The organism is Chitinibacter sp. ZOR0017 (assembly GCF_000799095.1).
GTDB lineage: Bacteria > Pseudomonadota > Gammaproteobacteria > Burkholderiales > Chitinibacteraceae > Chitinibacter > Chitinibacter tainanensis.
The window spans coordinates 1-18,934 of the sequence record NZ_JTLG01000029.1 but is presented as its reverse complement, the minus strand read 5'-3'; the positions used below and the strand labels follow the sequence as shown (position 1 = coordinate 18,934).

At 59.4% G+C, this 18,934-nt stretch carries 20 protein-coding genes; 6 read left to right on the top strand and 14 right to left on the bottom strand.

Annotated features, from left to right (window positions below; all coding sequences use genetic code 11):
- Positions 1-121 precede the first annotated feature (121 nt).
- Positions 122-520 (top strand): DUF2306 domain-containing protein, encoded by a 399-nt coding sequence (locus L991_RS10120; RefSeq protein ID WP_047394905.1) that lies wholly within the window; start codon positions 122-124, stop codon positions 518-520.
- Here L991_RS10120 and L991_RS10115 read toward each other — a convergent pair.
- The 9 genes from L991_RS10115 to L991_RS10080 form a co-directional block, all read right to left on the bottom strand.
- Positions 517-1,317, bottom strand: a complete 801-nt coding sequence (locus tag L991_RS10115; protein WP_047394903.1) for a heme ABC transporter ATP-binding protein — start codon at positions 1,315-1,317, stop codon at positions 517-519. The genes L991_RS10120 and L991_RS10115 overlap by 4 nt on opposite strands.
- The gene (locus tag L991_RS10110; RefSeq protein WP_052190802.1) at positions 1,317-2,345 is read right to left on the bottom strand and encodes an iron ABC transporter permease; all 1,029 of its coding nucleotides are present in this window, start codon (positions 2,343-2,345) and stop codon (positions 1,317-1,319) included. Before L991_RS10110 ends, L991_RS10115 begins: the two co-directional genes overlap by 1 nt.
- Positions 2,342-3,196: a hemin ABC transporter substrate-binding protein gene (locus L991_RS10105; RefSeq protein ID WP_047394900.1), complete on the bottom strand. Its 855-nt coding sequence runs from the start codon at positions 3,194-3,196 to the stop codon at positions 2,342-2,344. The genes L991_RS10110 and L991_RS10105 overlap by 4 nt, the downstream gene beginning before the upstream one ends.
- A 3-nt stretch (positions 3,197-3,199) precedes the next feature.
- Entirely contained in the window at positions 3,200-4,249 is a 1,050-nt protein-coding gene (locus tag L991_RS10100) for a hemin-degrading factor (protein ID WP_047394896.1), read from the bottom strand.
- A gap of 116 nt (positions 4,250-4,365) precedes the next feature.
- The gene (locus L991_RS10095) at positions 4,366-5,631 is read right to left on the bottom strand and encodes an HmuY family protein (protein WP_047394892.1); all 1,266 of its coding nucleotides are present in this window, start codon (positions 5,629-5,631) and stop codon (positions 4,366-4,368) included.
- On the bottom strand, positions 5,628-6,383 hold the full coding sequence (locus L991_RS17510; RefSeq protein WP_231550534.1) for a TonB-dependent receptor domain-containing protein: 756 nt from the start codon (positions 6,381-6,383) through the stop codon (positions 5,628-5,630). The genes L991_RS10095 and L991_RS17510 overlap by 4 nt, the downstream gene beginning before the upstream one ends.
- An 8-nt stretch (positions 6,384-6,391) precedes the next feature.
- A complete protein-coding gene (locus L991_RS17505; protein ID WP_197053861.1) occupies positions 6,392-7,618 on the bottom strand; it encodes a TonB-dependent siderophore receptor in 1,227 nt (408 codons plus the stop codon).
- Positions 7,619-7,825: 207 nt separating this feature from the next.
- Positions 7,826-8,230 (bottom strand): hypothetical protein, encoded by a 405-nt coding sequence (locus tag L991_RS10085; RefSeq protein WP_047394890.1) that lies wholly within the window; start codon positions 8,228-8,230, stop codon positions 7,826-7,828.
- A gap of 109 nt (positions 8,231-8,339) precedes the next feature.
- Positions 8,340-9,029 carry a metallophosphoesterase gene (locus L991_RS10080; protein WP_047394887.1) on the bottom strand — a complete coding sequence of 230 codons (690 nt, stop codon included), beginning with the start codon at positions 9,027-9,029 and terminating at the stop codon, positions 8,340-8,342.
- Between the two features lie 206 nt (positions 9,030-9,235).
- Here L991_RS10080 and L991_RS10075 point away from each other — a divergent pair, with 206 nt between their 5' ends.
- A complete protein-coding gene (locus L991_RS10075; RefSeq protein ID WP_047394883.1) occupies positions 9,236-10,495 on the top strand; it encodes an Hsp70 family protein in 1,260 nt (419 codons plus the stop codon).
- A 37-nt stretch (positions 10,496-10,532) separates the two neighbouring features.
- Here the strand turns inward: L991_RS10075 and L991_RS10070 are convergent, their stop codons facing one another.
- The gene (locus L991_RS10070) at positions 10,533-11,273 is read right to left on the bottom strand and encodes a tetratricopeptide repeat protein (protein ID WP_047394880.1); all 741 of its coding nucleotides are present in this window, start codon (positions 11,271-11,273) and stop codon (positions 10,533-10,535) included.
- A 319-nt stretch (positions 11,274-11,592) separates the two neighbouring features.
- Between L991_RS10070 and L991_RS10065 the strand changes: the two genes are divergently transcribed.
- Positions 11,593-13,059: a phytase gene (locus L991_RS10065; protein ID WP_047394877.1), complete on the top strand. Its 1,467-nt coding sequence runs from the start codon at positions 11,593-11,595 to the stop codon at positions 13,057-13,059.
- 89 nt (positions 13,060-13,148) lie between these two features.
- Here the strand turns inward: L991_RS10065 and L991_RS10060 are convergent, their stop codons facing one another.
- The 3 genes from L991_RS10060 to gnd all read right to left on the bottom strand — a co-directional run bounded on the left by L991_RS10060 (position 13,149) and on the right by gnd (position 15,995).
- Positions 13,149-13,514, bottom strand: a complete 366-nt coding sequence (locus L991_RS10060) for a DUF1801 domain-containing protein (RefSeq protein ID WP_047394874.1) — start codon at positions 13,512-13,514, stop codon at positions 13,149-13,151.
- Positions 13,515-13,873: 359 nt separating this feature from the next.
- Entirely contained in the window at positions 13,874-14,872 is a 999-nt protein-coding gene (locus L991_RS10055; RefSeq protein WP_052190801.1) for a succinylglutamate desuccinylase/aspartoacylase family protein, read from the bottom strand.
- A 211-nt stretch (positions 14,873-15,083) separates the two neighbouring features.
- The gene (gene gnd, locus L991_RS10050) at positions 15,084-15,995 is read right to left on the bottom strand and encodes a phosphogluconate dehydrogenase (NAD(+)-dependent, decarboxylating) (RefSeq protein WP_028450281.1); all 912 of its coding nucleotides are present in this window, start codon (positions 15,993-15,995) and stop codon (positions 15,084-15,086) included.
- A 307-nt stretch (positions 15,996-16,302) separates the two neighbouring features.
- On the opposite strand from gnd, the gene L991_RS10045 reads away from it, so the two are divergent.
- Genes L991_RS10045 through L991_RS10035 form a run of 3 tightly spaced genes read left to right on the top strand, consistent with a single transcriptional unit; the run spans position 16,303 to position 18,662 of the window.
- Positions 16,303-17,310 (top strand): peptidase U32 family protein, encoded by a 1,008-nt coding sequence (locus L991_RS10045; protein WP_047394871.1) that lies wholly within the window; start codon positions 16,303-16,305, stop codon positions 17,308-17,310.
- A gap of 33 nt (positions 17,311-17,343) precedes the next feature.
- Positions 17,344-18,228 (top strand): U32 family peptidase, encoded by an 885-nt coding sequence (locus L991_RS10040; RefSeq protein ID WP_047394868.1) that lies wholly within the window; start codon positions 17,344-17,346, stop codon positions 18,226-18,228.
- Positions 18,228-18,662, top strand: coding sequence for an SCP2 domain-containing protein (locus L991_RS10035; RefSeq protein ID WP_047394865.1), 435 nt, complete (start codon positions 18,228-18,230; stop codon positions 18,660-18,662). The genes L991_RS10040 and L991_RS10035 overlap by 1 nt, the downstream gene beginning before the upstream one ends.
- Positions 18,663-18,690: 28 nt before the next feature.
- On the opposite strand, the gene L991_RS17745 is transcribed toward L991_RS10035, so the two are convergent.
- Positions 18,691-18,934, bottom strand: a 244-nt coding sequence (locus L991_RS17745) for a hypothetical protein (RefSeq protein WP_231550530.1), incomplete at its 5' end; no start/stop codon positions are given.

Genomic DNA, 18,934 nt, shown 5'->3' with positions numbered 1-18,934 from the left:
GCACAATCGCAGCGCAAAAGTTGAGCGTCAGTCAGCAATCCCATTAGCATATCCGGCCAAGCTGCGGGAGCAGATTTCTTCCCCAGCGTTCAACCTCTCATCCGTTCTGGCAGGAGCCTGCATGTCCATCCCTGTTTTAGTCCAGTGGCACTTGGCCACGGTGGTGCCCGCCTTTGGGCTGGGAAGTTGGCTATTGTGGCGGCGCAAAGGGGATGCGCTGCATCGCTGGCTGGGGCGGGTGTATGTGCTGCTGATGCTGGGCACGGCCACGATTTCGCTGTTAATTCCGGCCAGCATTGGCCCGGTGCTGTTTAGCCACTGGGGGCTGATTCACCTGTTTAGCCTGCTGGTGTGGTACGAGATTCCCACCGCAGTGCTGGCGGCACGGCGGGGGCAGATTGCGGTGCATCGCGCCAAAATGCGCGGGGTATATCTCGGCGCGCTGGTGGTGGCCGGCAGCCTGGCCTTTCTGCCTGGCCGCCTGCTCAATCAGCTGGCCCAGCACTGGCTAGGCTTTTAAGCAAACACCACCAGCTGCTGTCCCGCATGCAAGGGATGCGGCAACACGGTGGCGGGCAGCTGATAGGTCTGCTCCAGATGCGCGCCGGTGAGTGCTTGCGCCACCGGCCCGCTGGCCACCAACTGCCCGGCAGCCAACAGCACCAGCCGCTGGCAATACCGTGCGGCCAGATTCACATCATGCAAAATCACGCCCACCGCCAGCTGCTGCCCAGCCGGCAGGCTGGCTAATAAGCTTTGCAACTGCACCAGCACATGCTGCTGATGGCGCGGATCAAGGCTGGCAGTAGGTTCATCCAGCAGCAAATACACCGGCTGCGTGCTGTGCTGCAGCGCGGCCAAGGTTTGCAACAACACCCGCGCCAGCTGCACCCGTTGTTGCTCGCCGCCCGATAGCTGCGGATACGGCCGCAGCAAGAGCTCGCTCACATCCGCCAGCGCCGCTGCTTGCAACAGCAGGGCGCGGATCTCGGCGGGGCTAAGCAGCGGGAACGGATACCCCCCCATGGCGATCACCTCATGCGCACTCAGCTGAAAAGTCAGCTGTGCTTGCTGCGGCAACACCACCCGCCGTGCCGCCAGCTCGGCGGCGGGCCATTGCGCCAGAGGCCGGCCATCCAGTAGCGCGCGCCCGGCGCTTGGCGCCAGCTCACCGGTCAAGAGCTGCAGTAGCGTGGATTTTCCCGCCCCATTGGCCCCGAGAATGGCGGTGATTTCGCCGCGCGGCAGGGTCAGATCGATGCCGCGCAAAATCGGCCGCTCGCCGCGCTGAAAACTCACTTGGTCTAATTGCAGCATCAGCGCCTCCGGCTTAAGAGCAACCACAGGAAAAACGGCCCGCCCACCAAGCTGGTGACAATGCCGATCGGTAATTCCGCTGGCTGCACCACGGTGCGCGCCAGCCAATCGGCCAACACCAGCGCAATCGCCCCACCCAGCATGGCCGCCGGCAACAGCCGCCGATGATCGGCGCCCAGCAGCATGCGCACCACATGCGGCACCACCAAGCCCACAAAGCCAATGCCACCGGTAGCCGCAACCAGTGGGCCAATCAGCAAGGCAGTCAGCAAAATCAGCTGCCGACGAATGCTTTTAAACGGAAAGCCCAAATGTAGCGCCTCGCGCTCGCCCAGCAGCAAGGCATTCAGCGCCCGCCAGTAGCGCAGCACCAGCGCACTCAGCAGCAGCAAGAGCGGCAACAACACCAAAAGTCGCGGCCAGCTGGCACCAGCTAGCGAGCCCATATTCCAAAAGGTTAGGCTGCGCAGCTGATTATCATCGGCCAGATAGGTAAACAGCCCAATCAGACTGCCGCACACCGCATTAATCGCAATGCCCGCCAGCAATAAGCCCGCCATGCCCGGATGCCGCCGCCCCAGATGATAGGCCGCCGCCGTGGCCAGTAAGCTCCCGACAAAGGCGCTACTGGCCAGCAAAGCAAAACTACCCCCACCCAGTACAATCGCGCAGACCGCACCCAGCGAAGCGCCGGACGATATACCTACCAAGCCAGGCTCAGCCAGCGGATTACGAAACAGCGCCTGCATCACCGCCCCCGCCAGCGCCAGCACGGCCCCGGCCAGCGCGGCAAACAGCAGCCGTGGCAAGCGCACTTCCAGCACGATCGAGCGCCACAGCTCGGCTTCGGCCGCCGTGCTGTAGCCCAGCACCACGCGCGGTAACTCCGCCAGCGGAATTTCCACCGCACCGCTGGCCGCCGACAGCAAGAGCAAAAGCAGCAATACCGCCAGCAGCACCGGCCACAGCCAGGCGATCCCAACCGGGCCGGGAACGAGCGGCAAGGGCACGCGCAAGCTTTGGCTCATGGCGCGCTCACCGCAGTGGCGGCGGGTAAGGCCGGCTGCCGCAAGGCGCGAATCGCTTCTGGCAAGCGTGGACCAAAGCCTAGCAACAGCAAGTCATCCAGCACCAGCACTTTGCGCTGTTTGGCCGCGCTGGTGTGCGCCAAACCGGGCAAGGCCAGCAATTTATCCAGCCCACCCAAGCTTTGTAGCGACATGCTTGACGTGATGATCACCTCGGGCTTGAGCGCCGCAATGGCCTCGGCCGACAACGGCTTATAGCCTTGCTGCTGGGCCAGCACATTGCGATAGCCCGCCAGCCGCAGCGTGGCATCGGCGGCGGTGTCTTTGCCGGCGCCCTCGGGCTGGCCGGTACGGCTAATCAGCACCAGCGCCCGTGGTTGGCCAGCAAGCTTGGGTACCGCCGCCAGCTCGCGCTGCAAGCGGCTGACCAGCGCTTTGCCATCCTGATTCAATTGCAAAGCCCCAGCCACGCCATAAATCCGGCGCTGCAACGACTCTAGATCGGCCTTCGCCGGCAACACCACCACCCGCAAACCCAAGCGGCGCAGCTGCTCAATCGCTTCCGGCGGCCCAGCCTGATCCGAAGCCAGCACCAGATCGGGCTTCATCGCCACCACGCCTTCGAGCGAAAACTGCCGGTAGTAGCCGACTTTGGGCAGGCGCGCGGCCGCCGCCGGATAAATACTCGACTGATCCACCGCCACCAGCTGCGCGCCGCCACCGAGGGCGTACACAATCTCGGTCAGCGGCCCACCAAGGCTCACCACCCGCTGCGGGGGCGCGGCAAAGCTGGCCGCCGTCCCCAGCAGCAAGGCGCTGGCCAAAAACCATACAGACAACACAAAACGCATGGCTTACTCCGCCAAAGGCTGGCTGCACAAATCACGCAGCAGCGCACGCCAAGCGGGCAGCTCGGGCACGCCCGGTTTACGCACGCCGAAGAACTGCACAATCAGCTCGCCATCGGCGGCATACACTTCCAGCGAAGTCACCCAGCCATCATCGGTCGGTTTATTCACCACCCAGCATGAGGCAATAGCGGTGGTGTTCAGATGCAGATTGAAATCGGGGTCAAGAATATTGAACCACGGGCCGGTGCGCAGCAATTTGGCCACCGGGCCCGAATGAATCTGCACAATGCCGCGATTACCCACAAAGCACATAATCGGCAGGGCTTGCTCGGCAGCGCGGCTCAGCATCGTCTCTACGGCATCCTGCTCCACTTGCTGCGCCAAATCAGCGCCAGCGGCCTGCAGAGCGGCCAAACGGCTGACATTGAATTTTTTCAGCAGCGGGAAAAAGCCATGCGTATCGGTCAGAGCCTGCCAAGCCTTGCGGAATGCGGCCGGATCGGCCACTGCGGTAGCCGCGGTGTCGGCCGGATAGTGCGTAATTTGTGGCCAAGTCGCATTTTCGGCGGCAAAGCGGCCGACAAACTCGGTCCAGTAGCTCGCATTGCTGTGCTCGGTGAGATACACCTTGTGCACCGCCTCACCATCCGCGGCAAAAAACTGCACACTACGGCGCTCACCTTCGGTCACGGCAAAGGCATGCACCCAGTGGTTAAAGAACATGCGCAGGTCAATATCCTTGCCCAATACCATACCCACCGGTTTGTCTTCGCAATGCAGGTCTTCGTATTCACCGTGGCGCTCGTGCACGCAATGCTCGTTGCGGCTTAGCACCATCACGCGGCCAAACGGCGGCAAAGCGCGGAACATGGCCTGCGGCAAGCCCTGCAGCGGGATTGCCGTCACGCCGCATTGCGCCGCCACCAGCTCGGCTTCGCTCACCTGCAGGCGTTTGGCGGCCTCGCGTGCGCGCAGCTTGGGCTCGGCGTCTTTCAGGCTTTGGTAACTGGCTTGCAAAGCCGAAGCTTGGGCAGCAAAAGTAATCGCATTCATGGTTCAATTTCCTGTGCAATAGGCTGGCCGGCGCGCCACAGCACGCCAGCCGGATCGTAAAGAGAAAGGCTTGGTTTGCGCCCGCCAGCCAGCGCTGCAGCGGGCGCCGCCGAGGCTTATTTGTTCGCGGGCAGGGTTTCGAATTCAAACTGCCAGGTTTGCTGGCTGCTCACATTACCCGGCGTGGCGTAGCGGATTTCCTTCAGCCGCACGCGGGCGTAGCTATTGCCCTCGGCCGAGCGCAGCAGCGTGCCGCGATCCGGGTTGGCCACCTGGCTGTGCGCCACAATCGCGCCATTGGCCACCGGATAGTAGCTATACCAACCAAAATCGAGCTTGCCGGGGTAATTGCCCTGATACGCAGGGTTGAGCTTGGAAGCCACGCTGTCTTTTTTCCACTGGCTGGCTTGAGTGGGCAGCTGCAAATCGCTGGCAGTGAGGTCAGGCAGGGTCGTAGCCAGAATATTGTTTTCGGTGAATTTCGCCGCCACCGGGGTGCTGCCATCGGCGGCATAGAAGCCCGCCGGGGTTTTGGCGAGGAAGCCGCCGACTTTGCCGGTGCCCGACGTGCCGCTATTGAGTTTCACGTTGTAGCGGTTAAAGGCGATATGCCATGCATCGCTCTCCGCCACAGCTTGCCCGCTAGTGAGGTTGAAATACACCCAGCCGGTGCGGGCATCGACCGTTGCATCGCGCACAGGCGCTCCGGCCACACTGCGGTCAACCCAGCGGAAACTTGGATACCCCGAGGTAGTACCACTCTGACCGCCATAGTAGCCGGTCATTTGCAGCGCATACACCGGGGACGTGCTATTACCCGTGGCACTCGCTGCGCTATGGTCGGTGGTCACCAAGAACACGCGGAAATTCGGATACAGCTTGTGATCATTGCTGCCGCCCACGCCATATTCAAAGGCCTTGCTTTGAATGCCATTGCTGCCGGTAAAGACGCTATCGGCGGTGTCTTTCAGATACAGCGTATCTGGAATCGCCTGCCCGGTCGTTGGGTCGAGCAAGCCGGCCTGCCATTTTTGCAGTGCGCTCCAGGTGTAATCGAATGGGCTACCAAACACCCCACCCTTGCCGCTGCCCGATTCGCCACTATTGCTCCACAGCGACACCCCGCGCGTGGCGCTCGCAAGTTTCAGATCCCAATTGGCGGTGCTGCACGCCACTTCACTACCCGCGTCAAAATCAAAACACACCGCGCTACCAGCGGCAGGCAATTGCGCCTGCCATTGCACGGCTTTGGCCGGCGCCGCCGTTGGCGCAGCGGTAGGCGCGGGGCTTGGGGTGGCCACGGCGACCGGGGTATCCAGCCCACCACCGCCACACGCCGTCAGTACGAGGGCGCTACCCAGCGCCAGCAATCTCAGTTTCATGATGTTTCCTTCCCTGGGGTTGAACCGGCGCCCCATTGATAACGGGCACCGAGATAAACAAAACGGCCGGCCAGCGGGCCGAAATCATTGGCATCGCTAAAGTCGCGCTGCGCGTTAAATAGATTGCTGATGCCGGCATAGGCGGTGAGATCGCGCCCCAGCTGCTGGTTAAAGCTCAGATCGCTTTTGCTCCAGGCGGGTGAATACGCCTGGCTGGCGCTGCTCACCAGCTCGCGGCTTTGCCATTGGGTACGCCAGCTGAGGGTGCTGCCAGCGCGAAGCATCCAATCAAACCCAAAGCGGGCAATATGCTCGGGCCGCCGCGTCAGCGCCTGGCCGGTTTGCTCATCGCGGGTATGGGTGTAGGTGTAAGCGGCATTGAGCGCCAGCGTTGGCAGCGCCTGCCACTGGGTAGCCAGCTCCAGCCCGGCCGTGCGGGCGTTGGCCAGGTTTTCGTAGCGGTATTGCGCCACGCCCTGCACCACGGCGGCCTGATCCTGATCGACCTGAATCAGATCGCGAATCTGGTTGTAAAAGGCATTGGCCTGCACCGCCAGCGTAGTACCCCAGTGCCAATCCAGCCCCAGCTGGTAACTATTCGAGCGCTCGGGTTGCAGGGCCGGATTGCCCAGCACCATATAGCCCAGCGCGCTGTGGTCAAACAGGTAGTAACGCTCTTTCAGATTGGGCACGCGGTAGCCCTGCCCCCAGCTGGCGCGGCCCACCAGGCGCTGCTCGGCGGTATTGAGCAGGTCGGCTTTCAGCGCCAGCTTGGGCGCAGCGTGGCCACCAAAATCGGAATCATGCTGTGCGCGCGGCCGGCCACCAGCTCCAGCCAGTCGCCGAGGAAAACATCATTTTGCAGATACAGCTCGCGGCTTTCGCGCTCGGCCATGCCGCTGCGTTGCAATTCGCTGTAGCCATTATTTAATTGCGCCAGGGTATCGCGCCGCAGATCAATCCCCACCTGCCATAGCTGGCTATACCATGCCGGTAAATCGAGTTGCAGCGAGGCTTGCTGCAAAGTTTGTCGCGCGCGGCGATCGCCGGTGAGCGCGCCATTGGCCTGCGCCACCGAACGGGTATCGTATTGCTCGTGCAGCCAATTTCCGCTCAGGCGGCCATGCCCGGCAAAGCGCCATTCCCCACCCGCCACCCAGCGATCGCGGGTGATTTCTTCCTGCTTTTGCTGCGGAATATATTTGGGTGGCGCGTACGTCTGGTAGCGCTGGGTGTCGTTTTCGAGGTAACGGCTACCATCCAGCCAAAATTGCAGCCCCGCCGCCGGCAGCCAATCTAGTCGCGCACCGTATTGCTCGCGCCGCATGGCATCGCCCTGACGGCTCCAGCCAGCCGGATCGAGCGCAAAGCCCTGATCGTCCAGCACCTCGGCCTGCGCCGCTAGGCGCCAGTTGGCATTGCCCGCCGCCAGCTGGGCACGGCCACTGCTGCGACCGGGGGCTAAGGCGCGACCCGCATCGTTTTGCTCGCCATAGCTGCCCACGCTTAAATCCAGATTGCCCCGCAGGCCGGGCTGGGTACGGCGGGTAATCACATTGATGACCCCGCCCATCGCCGAGCTACCGTATTGCGCCGAGGCCGCGCCCTTGATGACTTCGATCCGCTCGATCTCGCCCACCAGATACTGGCTCAGATTCACCGTCGAGCCCGTGCTGGCCGAAATCGGCAAGCCATCAATCAGCACCAGCACCTGATCGCTATTGAGCCCCTGCAGCGAAAGTTCATACCCCGACTTGCCATGGATTTCGCGCAGCTGCAGCCCGGGAATGTTTTCCAGCGCTTGCGTCAAGGTGCGGGCGTGGGTGCGCTCGATTTCCTGACGGGTAACGACTTCGGTTTTCACCGGCGCATCGGCTTGCGAGCGCTCGCTACGGGTGGCGCTGACCACCACGGTATCGAGCTCGGTATCGGCCTGCCCCAGCGCTGGCAGAGCCAGCAGGCTGAGCGCGATCAGATTCAATTTCATATTGATAATCATTATCACTACAGAGGTGAACACTATAGTGATATTGATAACAATTATCAATACGTAAAAGTCATTTCTATGCCTGCCACCATGCCGTAGGGCAGAAACAAAAAAGGGTATAGCCGCCAGCGCCTTTATCTAAAAGGATCTAGCGGCTATACCCCACAATACACCAATCAAAATTAAGTCAATAAAATTGACCTAACATCAATCATCCCGCCCCCGGCGAGGGTGCCCCCGCCCATCATGATGATGATGCCGCCAGCGGCCATGCTTTTCCCAGCGCCCGCGCTGCGGCCAATAGGTATCGCGATACCAGCGCTCCTGCACAAAATACACCGGCCGGGCACAGGCGCGGTAATAGCCGCAATGGCGGCCCCAGGCCCGGCGATGTTCGGGCGGCACGCGCAAATACACCGGGGCATCGTCATAGCGGGTGCGGTGAATCAGCACCGGCTCATCTACGATCACAGCCGGACGTTGCGGCTGGCCCCACTCGATGCGGCCATAAAAATCAGGGTCGCCCATCCGCACCGATACCGCGGGGCTAGCCGCCTGTGCCATGGCACTCACCAGCGCCAGCGCACTCACCAAAGAAAGGGATGACCACATTGCACAACTCCTTCACACACAGAGTCGCCAGTATGGAAAGCCGCGGCTGAACCTCGGCTGAATTGAGCTGCGCGCCGGCGTGAAGCCGGCCACAGCGCCGCGCGGGGATTTAGTCGGGCAGAATGCCCGGATCGATGATATTGCCGTGCTCGTCGGTGATACCGCGCAGGGTAACGCCATAGGCGCGAAACCCTAGCCGGGCATCATGCGGCCGATAATCGAGGCAATCGTGCTGATGGCCATGAAAAGCCGTGCTCACGCCCAGCTTATTGGCCAGCTGATCCAGTGCCTGAAAGCCATAAGGATGGCAACTCGGGGCCTCGTGCGTCACCAGAATATCTGCGCGCTCCTGCGCTAATGCCTGGTAATCGGCATAAAAAATCGTGCTGCGATGTTTGCGCGGCAGGCCACCGCGCCAGTGATTGCTCTGGCCGCAATGCGCCAGATAATGCGCCTGACTGGGGTAATTGGGCGCCGCAGGTGGCATCCAGATCTGGCCACGAAATATTCCACCCAGGCCGGCAATCCGGCGGCCGGCAATCTCGACCACCCGCCCATGCAAATTGCGCTCGGCCAGTGGCGAATCAAACAGGTGGGCGTAATCGTAGAAGGTATCGGTGTCGTGATTGCCGTGGATAAACCAGACTTCGGTCAGCGCCAGAATCGCCGCCAGCTCGTCTTCCAGCGGGCGCTGCGCCTGAATATCCCCCAGCAATACAATGGCGTCCGGCCGATGCGTGTGCACCGCGCGGATCACATGCTCGAACCGGCCATGCGTGTCGCCACAGAAAAAAATCATTTCGCGTCCGAAATGGGGGATAGGATAGTGCTATTGTATTGCAAAACGCGCTGGCGTTGCGGCTCAATTCCAGCCCGGCTGCGGGCTGGCTCGCGCCACCGGGCAACCAGACAAGCTGCTTGACCTGTCTTTGGTCACACCGATTTGACGCCCCGCCCGCTGCCGCGTAGCCTTGCTGCCCCCTCGCCCCCTTCGGACCTTTTTGCATGACCGTATCCCGCGCCGCTTGCGGCATTGATTTTGGCACTTCCAATTCCACTGCTGGCCTCTACCACCCAGATGGCGCGCGCCTTTTGCCGCTGGAAGACGGCAAGCTCACGCTGCCCTCGGCAGTGTTCTTCAATCTGGAAGAAGACAGCATGGCCTTTGGCCGCGCCGCGCTCGCGGAATACCTGGAAGGCTACGAAGGCCGGCTGATGCGCTCGCTTAAAAGCCTGCTCGGCAGCAGCCTGATGGACGCCGGCACCGAAGTGGGCGGCCGGCATTTATCCTTCCAGCAATTGATCGGCGCACTGATCGGCGAAGTGAAACGCCGCGCCGAACAAGCCGCTGGCCAGCAGTTTGATGCCGTGGTGCTAGGGCGGCCGGTGTATTTTGTCGATGAAGATCGCAGCGCCGACCAGCAAGCCGAAGACACCCTCAGCCAGATCGCCCGCCAGCTGGGCTTTAAAGAAGTCAGCTTTCAATACGAGCCGATTGCCGCCGCCCATGATTACGAGCAGCGCATTACGCAGGAAGAGCTGGTCTTGGTGATTGATATTGGCGGGGGTACATCCGACTTTTCACTGGTGCGCCTTTCGCCCCAGCGCAGGGGTATGGCTGACCGGAGCGCAGATCTATTAGCCAGCGGCGGGGTACATATCGGGGGTACTGATTTTGATAAGCGACTATCGCTGGCCGGCGTCATGCCCGAGCTGGGCATGGGCAGCTTGCTAAGCAATAACGCCGAATTTCCGAACGGGGTGTTTTTCCACCTCGCCACCTGGCACACCATTCAGCTGGCCTATACCCGCAAAATGTGGCGTACTTTCCAGGATATTTCGCCGGAAGTGGTCGATCAGGTGCGCTTTGAGCGGCTGCTGAATGTCATTCGCCATCAGGCCGGCCACCAGCTGGCCATGCGGGTTGAAGCCGCCAAGATCGCCCTCTCGGCCGAGGCGCTGACCCAGCTCGATCTGGCCGAAGCCGAAGCCGGCCTTAGCGCCGCCATCAGCCGCGGCCAATTTGAAACCGCGGTGGCACAGGAAATCCAGCGCGTATGCAAAGCCGCCTTGGCCACGCTGGCGCAAGCCGGTGTCGCGCCCGAAGCAGTCGATACGCTGTTTTTCACCGGCGGCTCATCCGCCGTGCCCGCTCTACGCACCGCCCTCGCCGCCGCCTTCCCCACCGCCCGCGCGGTGGAGGGAGATCATTTTGGTAGTGTGGGCTGTGGGCTGGCGGTCGTAGCGCAGCAGCGGTATGGCTGATAGTGAGGCGCGTTTGGCAAGGATGGGCGTGATTGGGTCAGCGCGACTGACTTAATAAGCGTTTGGCTTGCTTAACCCAATACAGCTCTTCATCGTGGCGGATATTAAACCGCTTGGCTTTCGCAATTAGCTCTTGCAACACCGCCCGCCCCTGCTCTACCTGCGCCACCTGCAGCAAGTATTCGCCGTAGCGGTAGGCGGCCTCTAGCCCAGAGTAGTTTTGGCTGACTGCCGCTAATTGCGCCAATGCCGCGGGAACATCATCGCCATAAGTTGCATTTCTTGCCCGCAGCAACTGCCGCTCTTCTCGCTGAAACTGCGGATGCTCGCCTTCAAGCTGATTCAGCAAACGTTCAACCGCCGCGGCATCGCCATTGGCAAAATGCGCACGGGCAAGACCAAACAGCAAATTCGGGTCATTTTTATGCGGGCCGGCTAAGGTACTGGCGTAAAGCTCAACGGCATCTTGCGGCATCCCCCGCGCCAAGCATTCTTCCGCTAATTTGCGTTTGTTATCCACGCTGCCACAAATGGCCAGCTCTTGAGCACGGCGGCGCAAATCAAGATCAGGGTTAAGCGATTTGACGAGGTCACGGCCTTTCTTGGCCACCTGCCGCTCTGCTCGGCTACCCGGCAGCAATTCAACAACAAAATAGGCCAGGCCACCAATAAAGGGGGCGGCAAATAAAACCCAAATCCACCATGTGGGCCGCCCTGTGCGCACCACATGGATAATCAAGAAAATTTGTACGACCCACCCCACTAGCAATAACGGCATAGACCTTCTCCCTTTACTTTTTTGCGGCGCACACATCCAAGCTAAGAAAAACTGACTGCGTGCTGATCTTTTTCAACGGCCATCTTACTCAAATATTCTCTTAATTAACAATGAGATCAAAATACCCATACCGGTATATGACCAAGGATTAACGCTAAAAACCGCAGTAGCCATATACCCCTAGATCAGCGCGGTGATCGGTCGGCCTCATTGATACATAGCGGCTAACCATCGTCATCATTCCATCACGCATCCGCCACAAATTTGTAAGCTTTGCTGCGTAAGCTCCTCGGGTTTTCCCTAACCCACTTACAAAAATATGCGCCATTTGTTTTGTCTGAGTGTGCTCAGCGCCCTTTTAACCGCCTGTGGCGGTGATATCACTGATCCGGCTGCGACGCCGGCCCCGACGGCCACGCCGGTTGCGACGGCGACCCCGGCTCCGACCGTGCAGCCTTATACCGTCAGCGCGGTCAGCTTTGATGCCGAGACCGAAAATGTGCTGAGCGCCGCTGGCGATGTGGATGATCCAGCCATTTGGGTGCACCCCAGCCAAAGCGCGAAAAGCTTAGTCGTAACGGCCATCAAGGATGGTGGGATGCGGGTTTATGATCTGCAAGGGCAATTGGTGCAGAGCATCGGTCCAGGTGCGCTGAATAACGATAGCAAAGGCAAAAGCCGCTACAACAATGTGGATATCGTGTATGGCTTTAAGCTGGACGATAACAGCACCGTCGATCTGGCCATCGCCACCGACCGTGGCCAGGATTTGATCCGGGTGTGGAAAATCGATCCGAATAACAGCACCACACCACTAAGCGATATCACTTCGGCCACCCCGCTGCGCCTGTTCCCGACCGTTCCGACCGAGGGTAGCGAGAGCGACGCGAGCAAAGATGCGGCGATTGCGGTATCCAAACAAAACACCGGCTATGGCATTACCCATTTCTCGGACAAAGCCAGCGGCAAACATTTTGTGCTGGTAAATCAGCGTAAACAGGCGCGTATTCGTCAGTTTGAATTGATCGCCGAAGCCGGCGGCACCGTGAATGTGGTGGCGGTGGCGGGCCGCGACTGGCGCTTCCCATACAGCTGGCGCGGGCAAAATCTGCGAGAAACCAATGACTTGGATGCCACCCGCGACTGGAGCCCGCAATTTGAAGGCATGGTGGTCGATCAGCGCAATGGCATGCTCTATGCAGGCCAAGAAGACGTAGGCATCTGGCGAGTGGACCTAAAAACCGGTCAGGCCGATACCCAGCCAGTGTACGAAACCCGCGGTAGTAGCCGCGAAACCTACACCACCGGCACGCCTGCCACCGTGGTGAAACACAGCTTCTTTAACCCGGAGAGCAAAATCAGCCGCGATCTGGAAGGCCTGAGCATTTATTACGGCCCGAATGGCACCGGCTATCTGATCGCTTCGAGCCAGGGTGGCGCCCACGGTGGTGCGCCGAATGTCAGCGATGCGCCGTATGACGATAGCTTTGCGGTGTTTGCCCTCAATGGCAATGCCAAACCGGTACTCAAGCAAGGCTTCCGTCTCAGCCAGGGGCCGAATGGCAATACCGAAGGGGTGCAGGAATGTGATGGTGCGGATGTGGTGGCACTGCAATTGCCAGGTTATCCGTTTGGTTTGCTAGTGACTCAGGACGGCTACAACGACGATCTGAATAATCTGGATGGCGTGACCGCGCAAACCAATCTGAAATTCACCAGCTGGGAAAAAATCGCCACTGCACTCAAGCTGGAAAAGTACAATAACTTTGACCCACGCAAGCTTTAATCCGCTCGCGTAGGCCTCTTCAGCACACGCCTGTCCGCCGAGCGGGCAGGCGTTGTTATTTCTGCCCGCAGGATAGTCGGGCGAACGATTTAGGCCTGCGCCAACCGCGCCGCTTGCTGCGCCAGCAGCAAATATTCAGGCAAATGTTTGTCATCCAGATCGCTCAAGGTGCGTAATTTGAGATGCCGCCGGCCTTTGCCCTGACCTTCGAGCAAACCAAATGGATCGGCGATCTGCGCGCCGTGGCCAAACTCCACCGATACATGCGCCTGATAGGCAAATACGCCGGCAAATTGCACCTCGGCGGTGAACAAAATGCCGCCATATTTCACCACCTCGCCACAATCGGGAAATAGCTGCTGCACCCGCTGGCGCACGGCTTGCACGATGGCATGCAGGGGCGGGTTTACAAATTGCATATCATCCAGCAAGGCCGTAACGGTTTGGGCAGACATGGCAACACCTGGGCGGCAATCAGCGAAGCCCTGATGCTACCGCGTTTGCCCCGCCCAGCACTATCGCGCCAGCGCAGGTGTCGCTGCGGCAGGCCCCAATAAAAAACCGCCTGCGAACAGGCGGCTCAGATTGTTTACCCCCACTCGCGAAGCGAGGCTCCCCTCAAGGAGGGTACGGGAGGGGTGGGTATAGAACATCAAGGCTGCAGATTCACAGCCTGATTTCCTAGGCTCGGCTTGGCCGAGACTTGAAGAAGATTGCTCTTGCACTTTGGTCGCAGCCTGAACCGCCTGCGAACAGGCGGCTTTGGGTATATGACTAGAAGCCAATTTAGATCTAGCCCAGCGGGCTATACCCATCAGGCCGTACGGGTGGAATGCATCCCATCAACCAAGCGATCGCTGTGCTGCGCAAAGTAGAACCACTCATTGCCCGGATTAGCCGCGGGATTCGGGAACAAAATATAGCCATCGGCAGGTGCGGTCACCGCGCTACCATCCACGCGGTGGCCGATCAGATCGCCAGCGTGCAGCTTATCGAAGCTGGCCCAAGTTTTTACAAAGGCGTCGCCCAGATCATGGCGATCGATCACTTGCGTGAGTTTCAGTAATTCAAACTCGGTTTGCACCGCAGGGGCTGGTACATCGGCCAGATGCAGATGGGCGATGGTATTGCGGATGGCCTGATAGGCAACTTCGGGCGCGTCGGCGTCCAGATGCTGACCGCATTCCAGCGTGAGCGCGATACCGCCGTGAGCGCGGGTGTATTCGGTGGTGCCCACGCCGTAGCTTGGGTCGGTGCTGAGCATGTGCGCGCGCTCGCTGGCCTTGCTGTGCGCCAGGCGATGTTTCACGCCTTCGGCGTAGGTTTCCAGCCAGCCTTCCACAATGCGTTTAGGACCAAGGCGCATTGCCAGCGCTTCTTCTTCAGCGGCACGAGAAAATGGCGAGAGTTCGCCATCGTTGTTTTCAGGCCCGAGCATAATAAATGGCTCGCCCGGTGGGTTGGTGGTGGAATGCAGATCCAGCAGCACATCCTGCTGCTCCAAGATCGGGCAGAGCATATTGGCGATGCGGTCTTCAAAATCATGTGGCAACGCATTCGGGCGCAGATTGCGGTTCAGGTTGCGATCGCCATTGCGCTCATTTTTGGCATGCGCCAGCGGATTGGTCACCGGAATAAACGTGATCTGGCCGCGCTGCAGCACCAATTGGCCGGAATCCAGCTCGTTCATCACGCGCTCAATCGCGATTGGGCCGCAAATCTCGTTGCCATGCACGGCACCCAACACCACCAGCTTGGGACCAGCCGTCAGGCCGTGATAAACATAAGATTTGAGCATGTGCTGATGGTGCATGGCGTTGATTCCGCGAAACAATCAAAGAGGTGCAATTATCGCGGGATTACCGCGAAATGGCGAGACAATGGGCGTAAAAAAACGCCATCGATGATGGCGTTTTGGGTGGCCTACGCGGTTTAAGCCGACGCAGGCGGTTGCTGCCGCCTGCTGATTTCTACTGGATCGTCTAGATCGCGTGACCGCTTATTTCTGCAGCAAGGCAGGCCGCTTATTTTTTCGACATGGCGTGACCGCCAAAGGCATTACGCATCAGCGACAGCATTTTCATCGCGTAATCGTCGTTGCCACGTGAAGCAAAGCGCGAGTAAAGGCTGGTTGCCATCACCGGTGCTGGTACACCCAGCTCCACTGATTCCAGCACCGACCAGCGGCCTTCCCCTGAATCAGGTACGAATGGGTTCAGCGATTCGAGCTCGGTATCGTGCGAGAACGATTCGGCCACCAGATCCAGCAGCCAAGAGCGCACAACCGAGCTATGACGCCAAGTTTCAGCGATTTCAGCCACATCCAGATCGAATTCTTTTTTCGCTTTCAGCATGGCAAAGCCTTCAGCAAAGGCCTGCATCATGCCGTACTCGATACCATTGTGCAGCATTTTGGTGAAGTGGCCAGAGCCAGCTGGGCCAGTATGCGTCCAGCCGCGATCAGCAGCAGGCGCCAGGATTTTCATAAATGGCGTGGCGATTTCAGCGGCATCTTTATCGCCACCAAACATCAAACAATAACCATTCTGCAGGCCCCACACACCGCCAGAAACGCCCGCATCAACGAATTTGATGTTCAGCTCAGCCAATTCAGCCGCATGGCGCTGGCTGTCTTTGTACATCGCGTTGGCGCCATCGATGATCAGATCGCCCGGGGCCAGCAGCGTTTTCATTTCGGCAAAAGCCGCTTCAGAGATCTCGCCCGATGGCAACATCAGCCATACCACGCGCGGGGTAGGCAGCGCAGCGATCAGCTCAGGTACAGAGGCAAAAGCACGGAAGTTGGCTTCTTCTTTAGCCAAACCTTCCCGAGTCTCAGCGCTGACGTCAAAGCCAAACACAGTGGCCCCGCCGCGCGCGAGACGGCGTGCCATATTGCCGCCCATTTTACCCAAACCGATCATTGCGATATTCATTGTGTAATCCCTTCTAGGTGTCGAGTTGCGAGCGGGTAGCTGGCAACTTCGCCTGTAGCCAATAAGATGCGTACCCGTATTTTCTAGCAAGACAGCGCGCACGCCAAGCCAGAATTGCACTAATCCCCTAATTAATTTACCTAATTCGCGGTTTTAGCCGCTTTTCGGCTGTTTTGCGCGCCGCAACACTGGGCAGATTAGCGCCGCAGAAGGCCTAAACCTTGACTTGGATTAACATTCTGGCCAGTGCGGCGGCCTAAGCTCTTTCATCCGTCTTTGTACGCATCTGCACAAAAGAGGCCCCATCATGCCTGCTACTGCCCTGCCCGAGCTGGTTTGTCCGGCCGGCAGCCTGCCCGCATTGAAAGCCGCGGTCGACCATGGCGCCGATGCCGTGTATCTGGGCTTTAAAAATGCCACCAATGCCCGCAACTTTGCCGGGCTCAATTTCACCGACGCCCAAATTAAAACCGGCATCGATTACGCCAAACAGCACGGCAAAAGTGTGCTGATCGCCATCAACACCTATGCCCAAGCCGGCCGCGTGGCCGAGTGGCATCGCGCCATTGATGCCGCTGCCGATGCCGGTGCCGACGCCGTAATTCTGGCCGACCTCGGTTTGCTAGATTACGCCACCCGCGTTCACCCTACCTTGCATCGGCATTTATCGGTGCAAGGCTCGGCCACCAATTTTGAGGCCGTCAATCTGGCCCACGATTACTTTGGCATTCGTCGCGCGGTTCTGCCGCGGGTACTGACCTTGCCACAGGTGGAATACGTGATCAAAAACACGCCCGTGGAAATCGAAGTGTTTGGCTTTGGCAGTTTGTGTGTGATGGCGGAAGGCCGCTGCATTTTATCCAGCTACGCCACCGGCGAGTCACCCAATACCCATGGGGTGTGTTCGCCTGCAAGCCATGTGCAATGGATTCCACAGGGCGATACCATGTCTACACGGCTGAATGGCATCCTGATTGACCATTTCGCCGCTGATGAGCCCGCCGGCTATCCCACGCTGTGCAAAGGGCGCTTTGAAGTCAACGACGCCACCTATTACGCGCTGGAAGAACCCACCAGCCTGAATGCGCTCGCCGTCTTGCCCGAATTACTGCGCATCGGCGTCAAAGCCATCAAGGTGGAAGGTCGTCAGCGCAGCCCTGCCTATACCGCCGAAGTCACCAAAACATTACGCGCCGCACTGGATGCCGCCGCCGACCCACGCTATTCGGTCAAACCGGCGTGGCAACAGGCCTTGAACAAAGTCTCGGAAGGCCATCAGCAAACGCTAGGCGCCTACAGCCGCCCCTGGCGTTAATGGCGAGTGACTTGACCTAATTGGAGTAGCCCCATGCAACTGACTCTGGGCCCTATTTTGTACTACTGGCCACGCCAGCAAGTGCTCGATTTTTATGCCGCCGCCGCCGATTGGCCAGTGGCCACCATTTATCTGGGCGAAGTCGTTTGTGCTCGCCGCCATGAATTGAAAACCGCCGATTGGCTGGCCCTCGGCCAAGAGCTGGCGCAACAGGGCAAGCAGGTAGTTTTTAGCTCGCAAGCGGTATTGGAGTCGGGCTCAGATCTGAATAGCCTGCGCCGCCTGGCCGCCGCGGGTGGCTGGTTGGAAGCTAATGATCTGGGGGCGATACGCGTGGCCCGGCAAAGCGAGATCCCCTATGTGGCCGGTACGCATTTGAATATTTATAACGGCAACACGCTAGATTGGCACGCCCAAGCTGGCGCGGTGCGCTGGCTACCGCCGCTGGAAGCCAGCCAAAGTATGGTGACGCAAATCCTGGCCGAGCGCACCAGTACACTCGAAACCGAGTTGTTTGCGCACGGGCACCTGCCCTTGGCGTTTTCCGCCCGCTGCTTTACCGCGCGTCACTATGATCTGAATAAAGACGCCTGTGAGTTCAAATGCCTGGATCACCCCATTGGGCTCGCCCTCCACACCCGCGAGGGGCAGGCGTTCTTGCGCCTGAATGGCATCCAGACTCAATCCGCTGCCTGTCATGCCTTGATTGCCGACATCCCACAACTGCAGGGCATCGATTACCTACGCATCAGCCCGCAGCCGGGGTATACCGCTGAAATCATTGCTGCCTATAGCGCGCAGATCCATACCCAGCCTCATACCATCGACTGGCTGCAAATTCATCCCGAAGGCATCGTGAACGGTTATTGGCACGGCCAAGCTGGCATTCGCCCGACGGCTCAGTTGGAGACAATCTAATGGTCAAGCTACCTGCCCTAGTACAAAAAGCCCTGCAAAAGCTGCCGGAGCAACCACCCGCATTCATCCTGAGCCAAACCCTCAACTGGGTGAAACAACCGCTATGGCCAGAAGAAGACTTTAGCTGGTTAGAGGGCCGCACTGTTCGCCTCGAAGTCAGCGATCTAGGCTGCGGCCTCAGTTACAGCTTTGCCAATGGCCGCTTTATCGCCAGCCAAGCGCCCGCCGATGTCTGCTTTGCTGCAAGCCTCGCCGACTACTGGATACTCGCGCGCCGGCAAGAAGACCCCGATACGCTATTCTTCCAACGCCGTTTGCGGATTAGTGGCGACACCGAGTTGGGCTTGCAGCTTAAAAATTTGATGGATGCCACCGACTTTTCCCCGCTGTTCGCACGGCTGCCAGCCCCTCTGCGGCAACGGTTTGCCTTGTAACCCCGTGTGGGTATATTGCCCAACCCTTTCATTTCAAAGCACCTGAGCGATATACCCTCAGTTCAATCTGCAATCGATCTACGATTGTCTCTATGCCTGAATGAGCAAAACCCAGCGTAGCTGGGCTTTGTTTTTGGGGTTGGTTTGCTACGCCGCTGGCTTGGGCGTGGCCGGTTCGCGGTGCTGCTGTCGTGGGTGTTGTGCGAGGCTTTGCTTTGCCGGTGTTCAGCGCTTTTCCACTTCCGCCGCGCAAAGCAAAAAGCCCAGCTCTT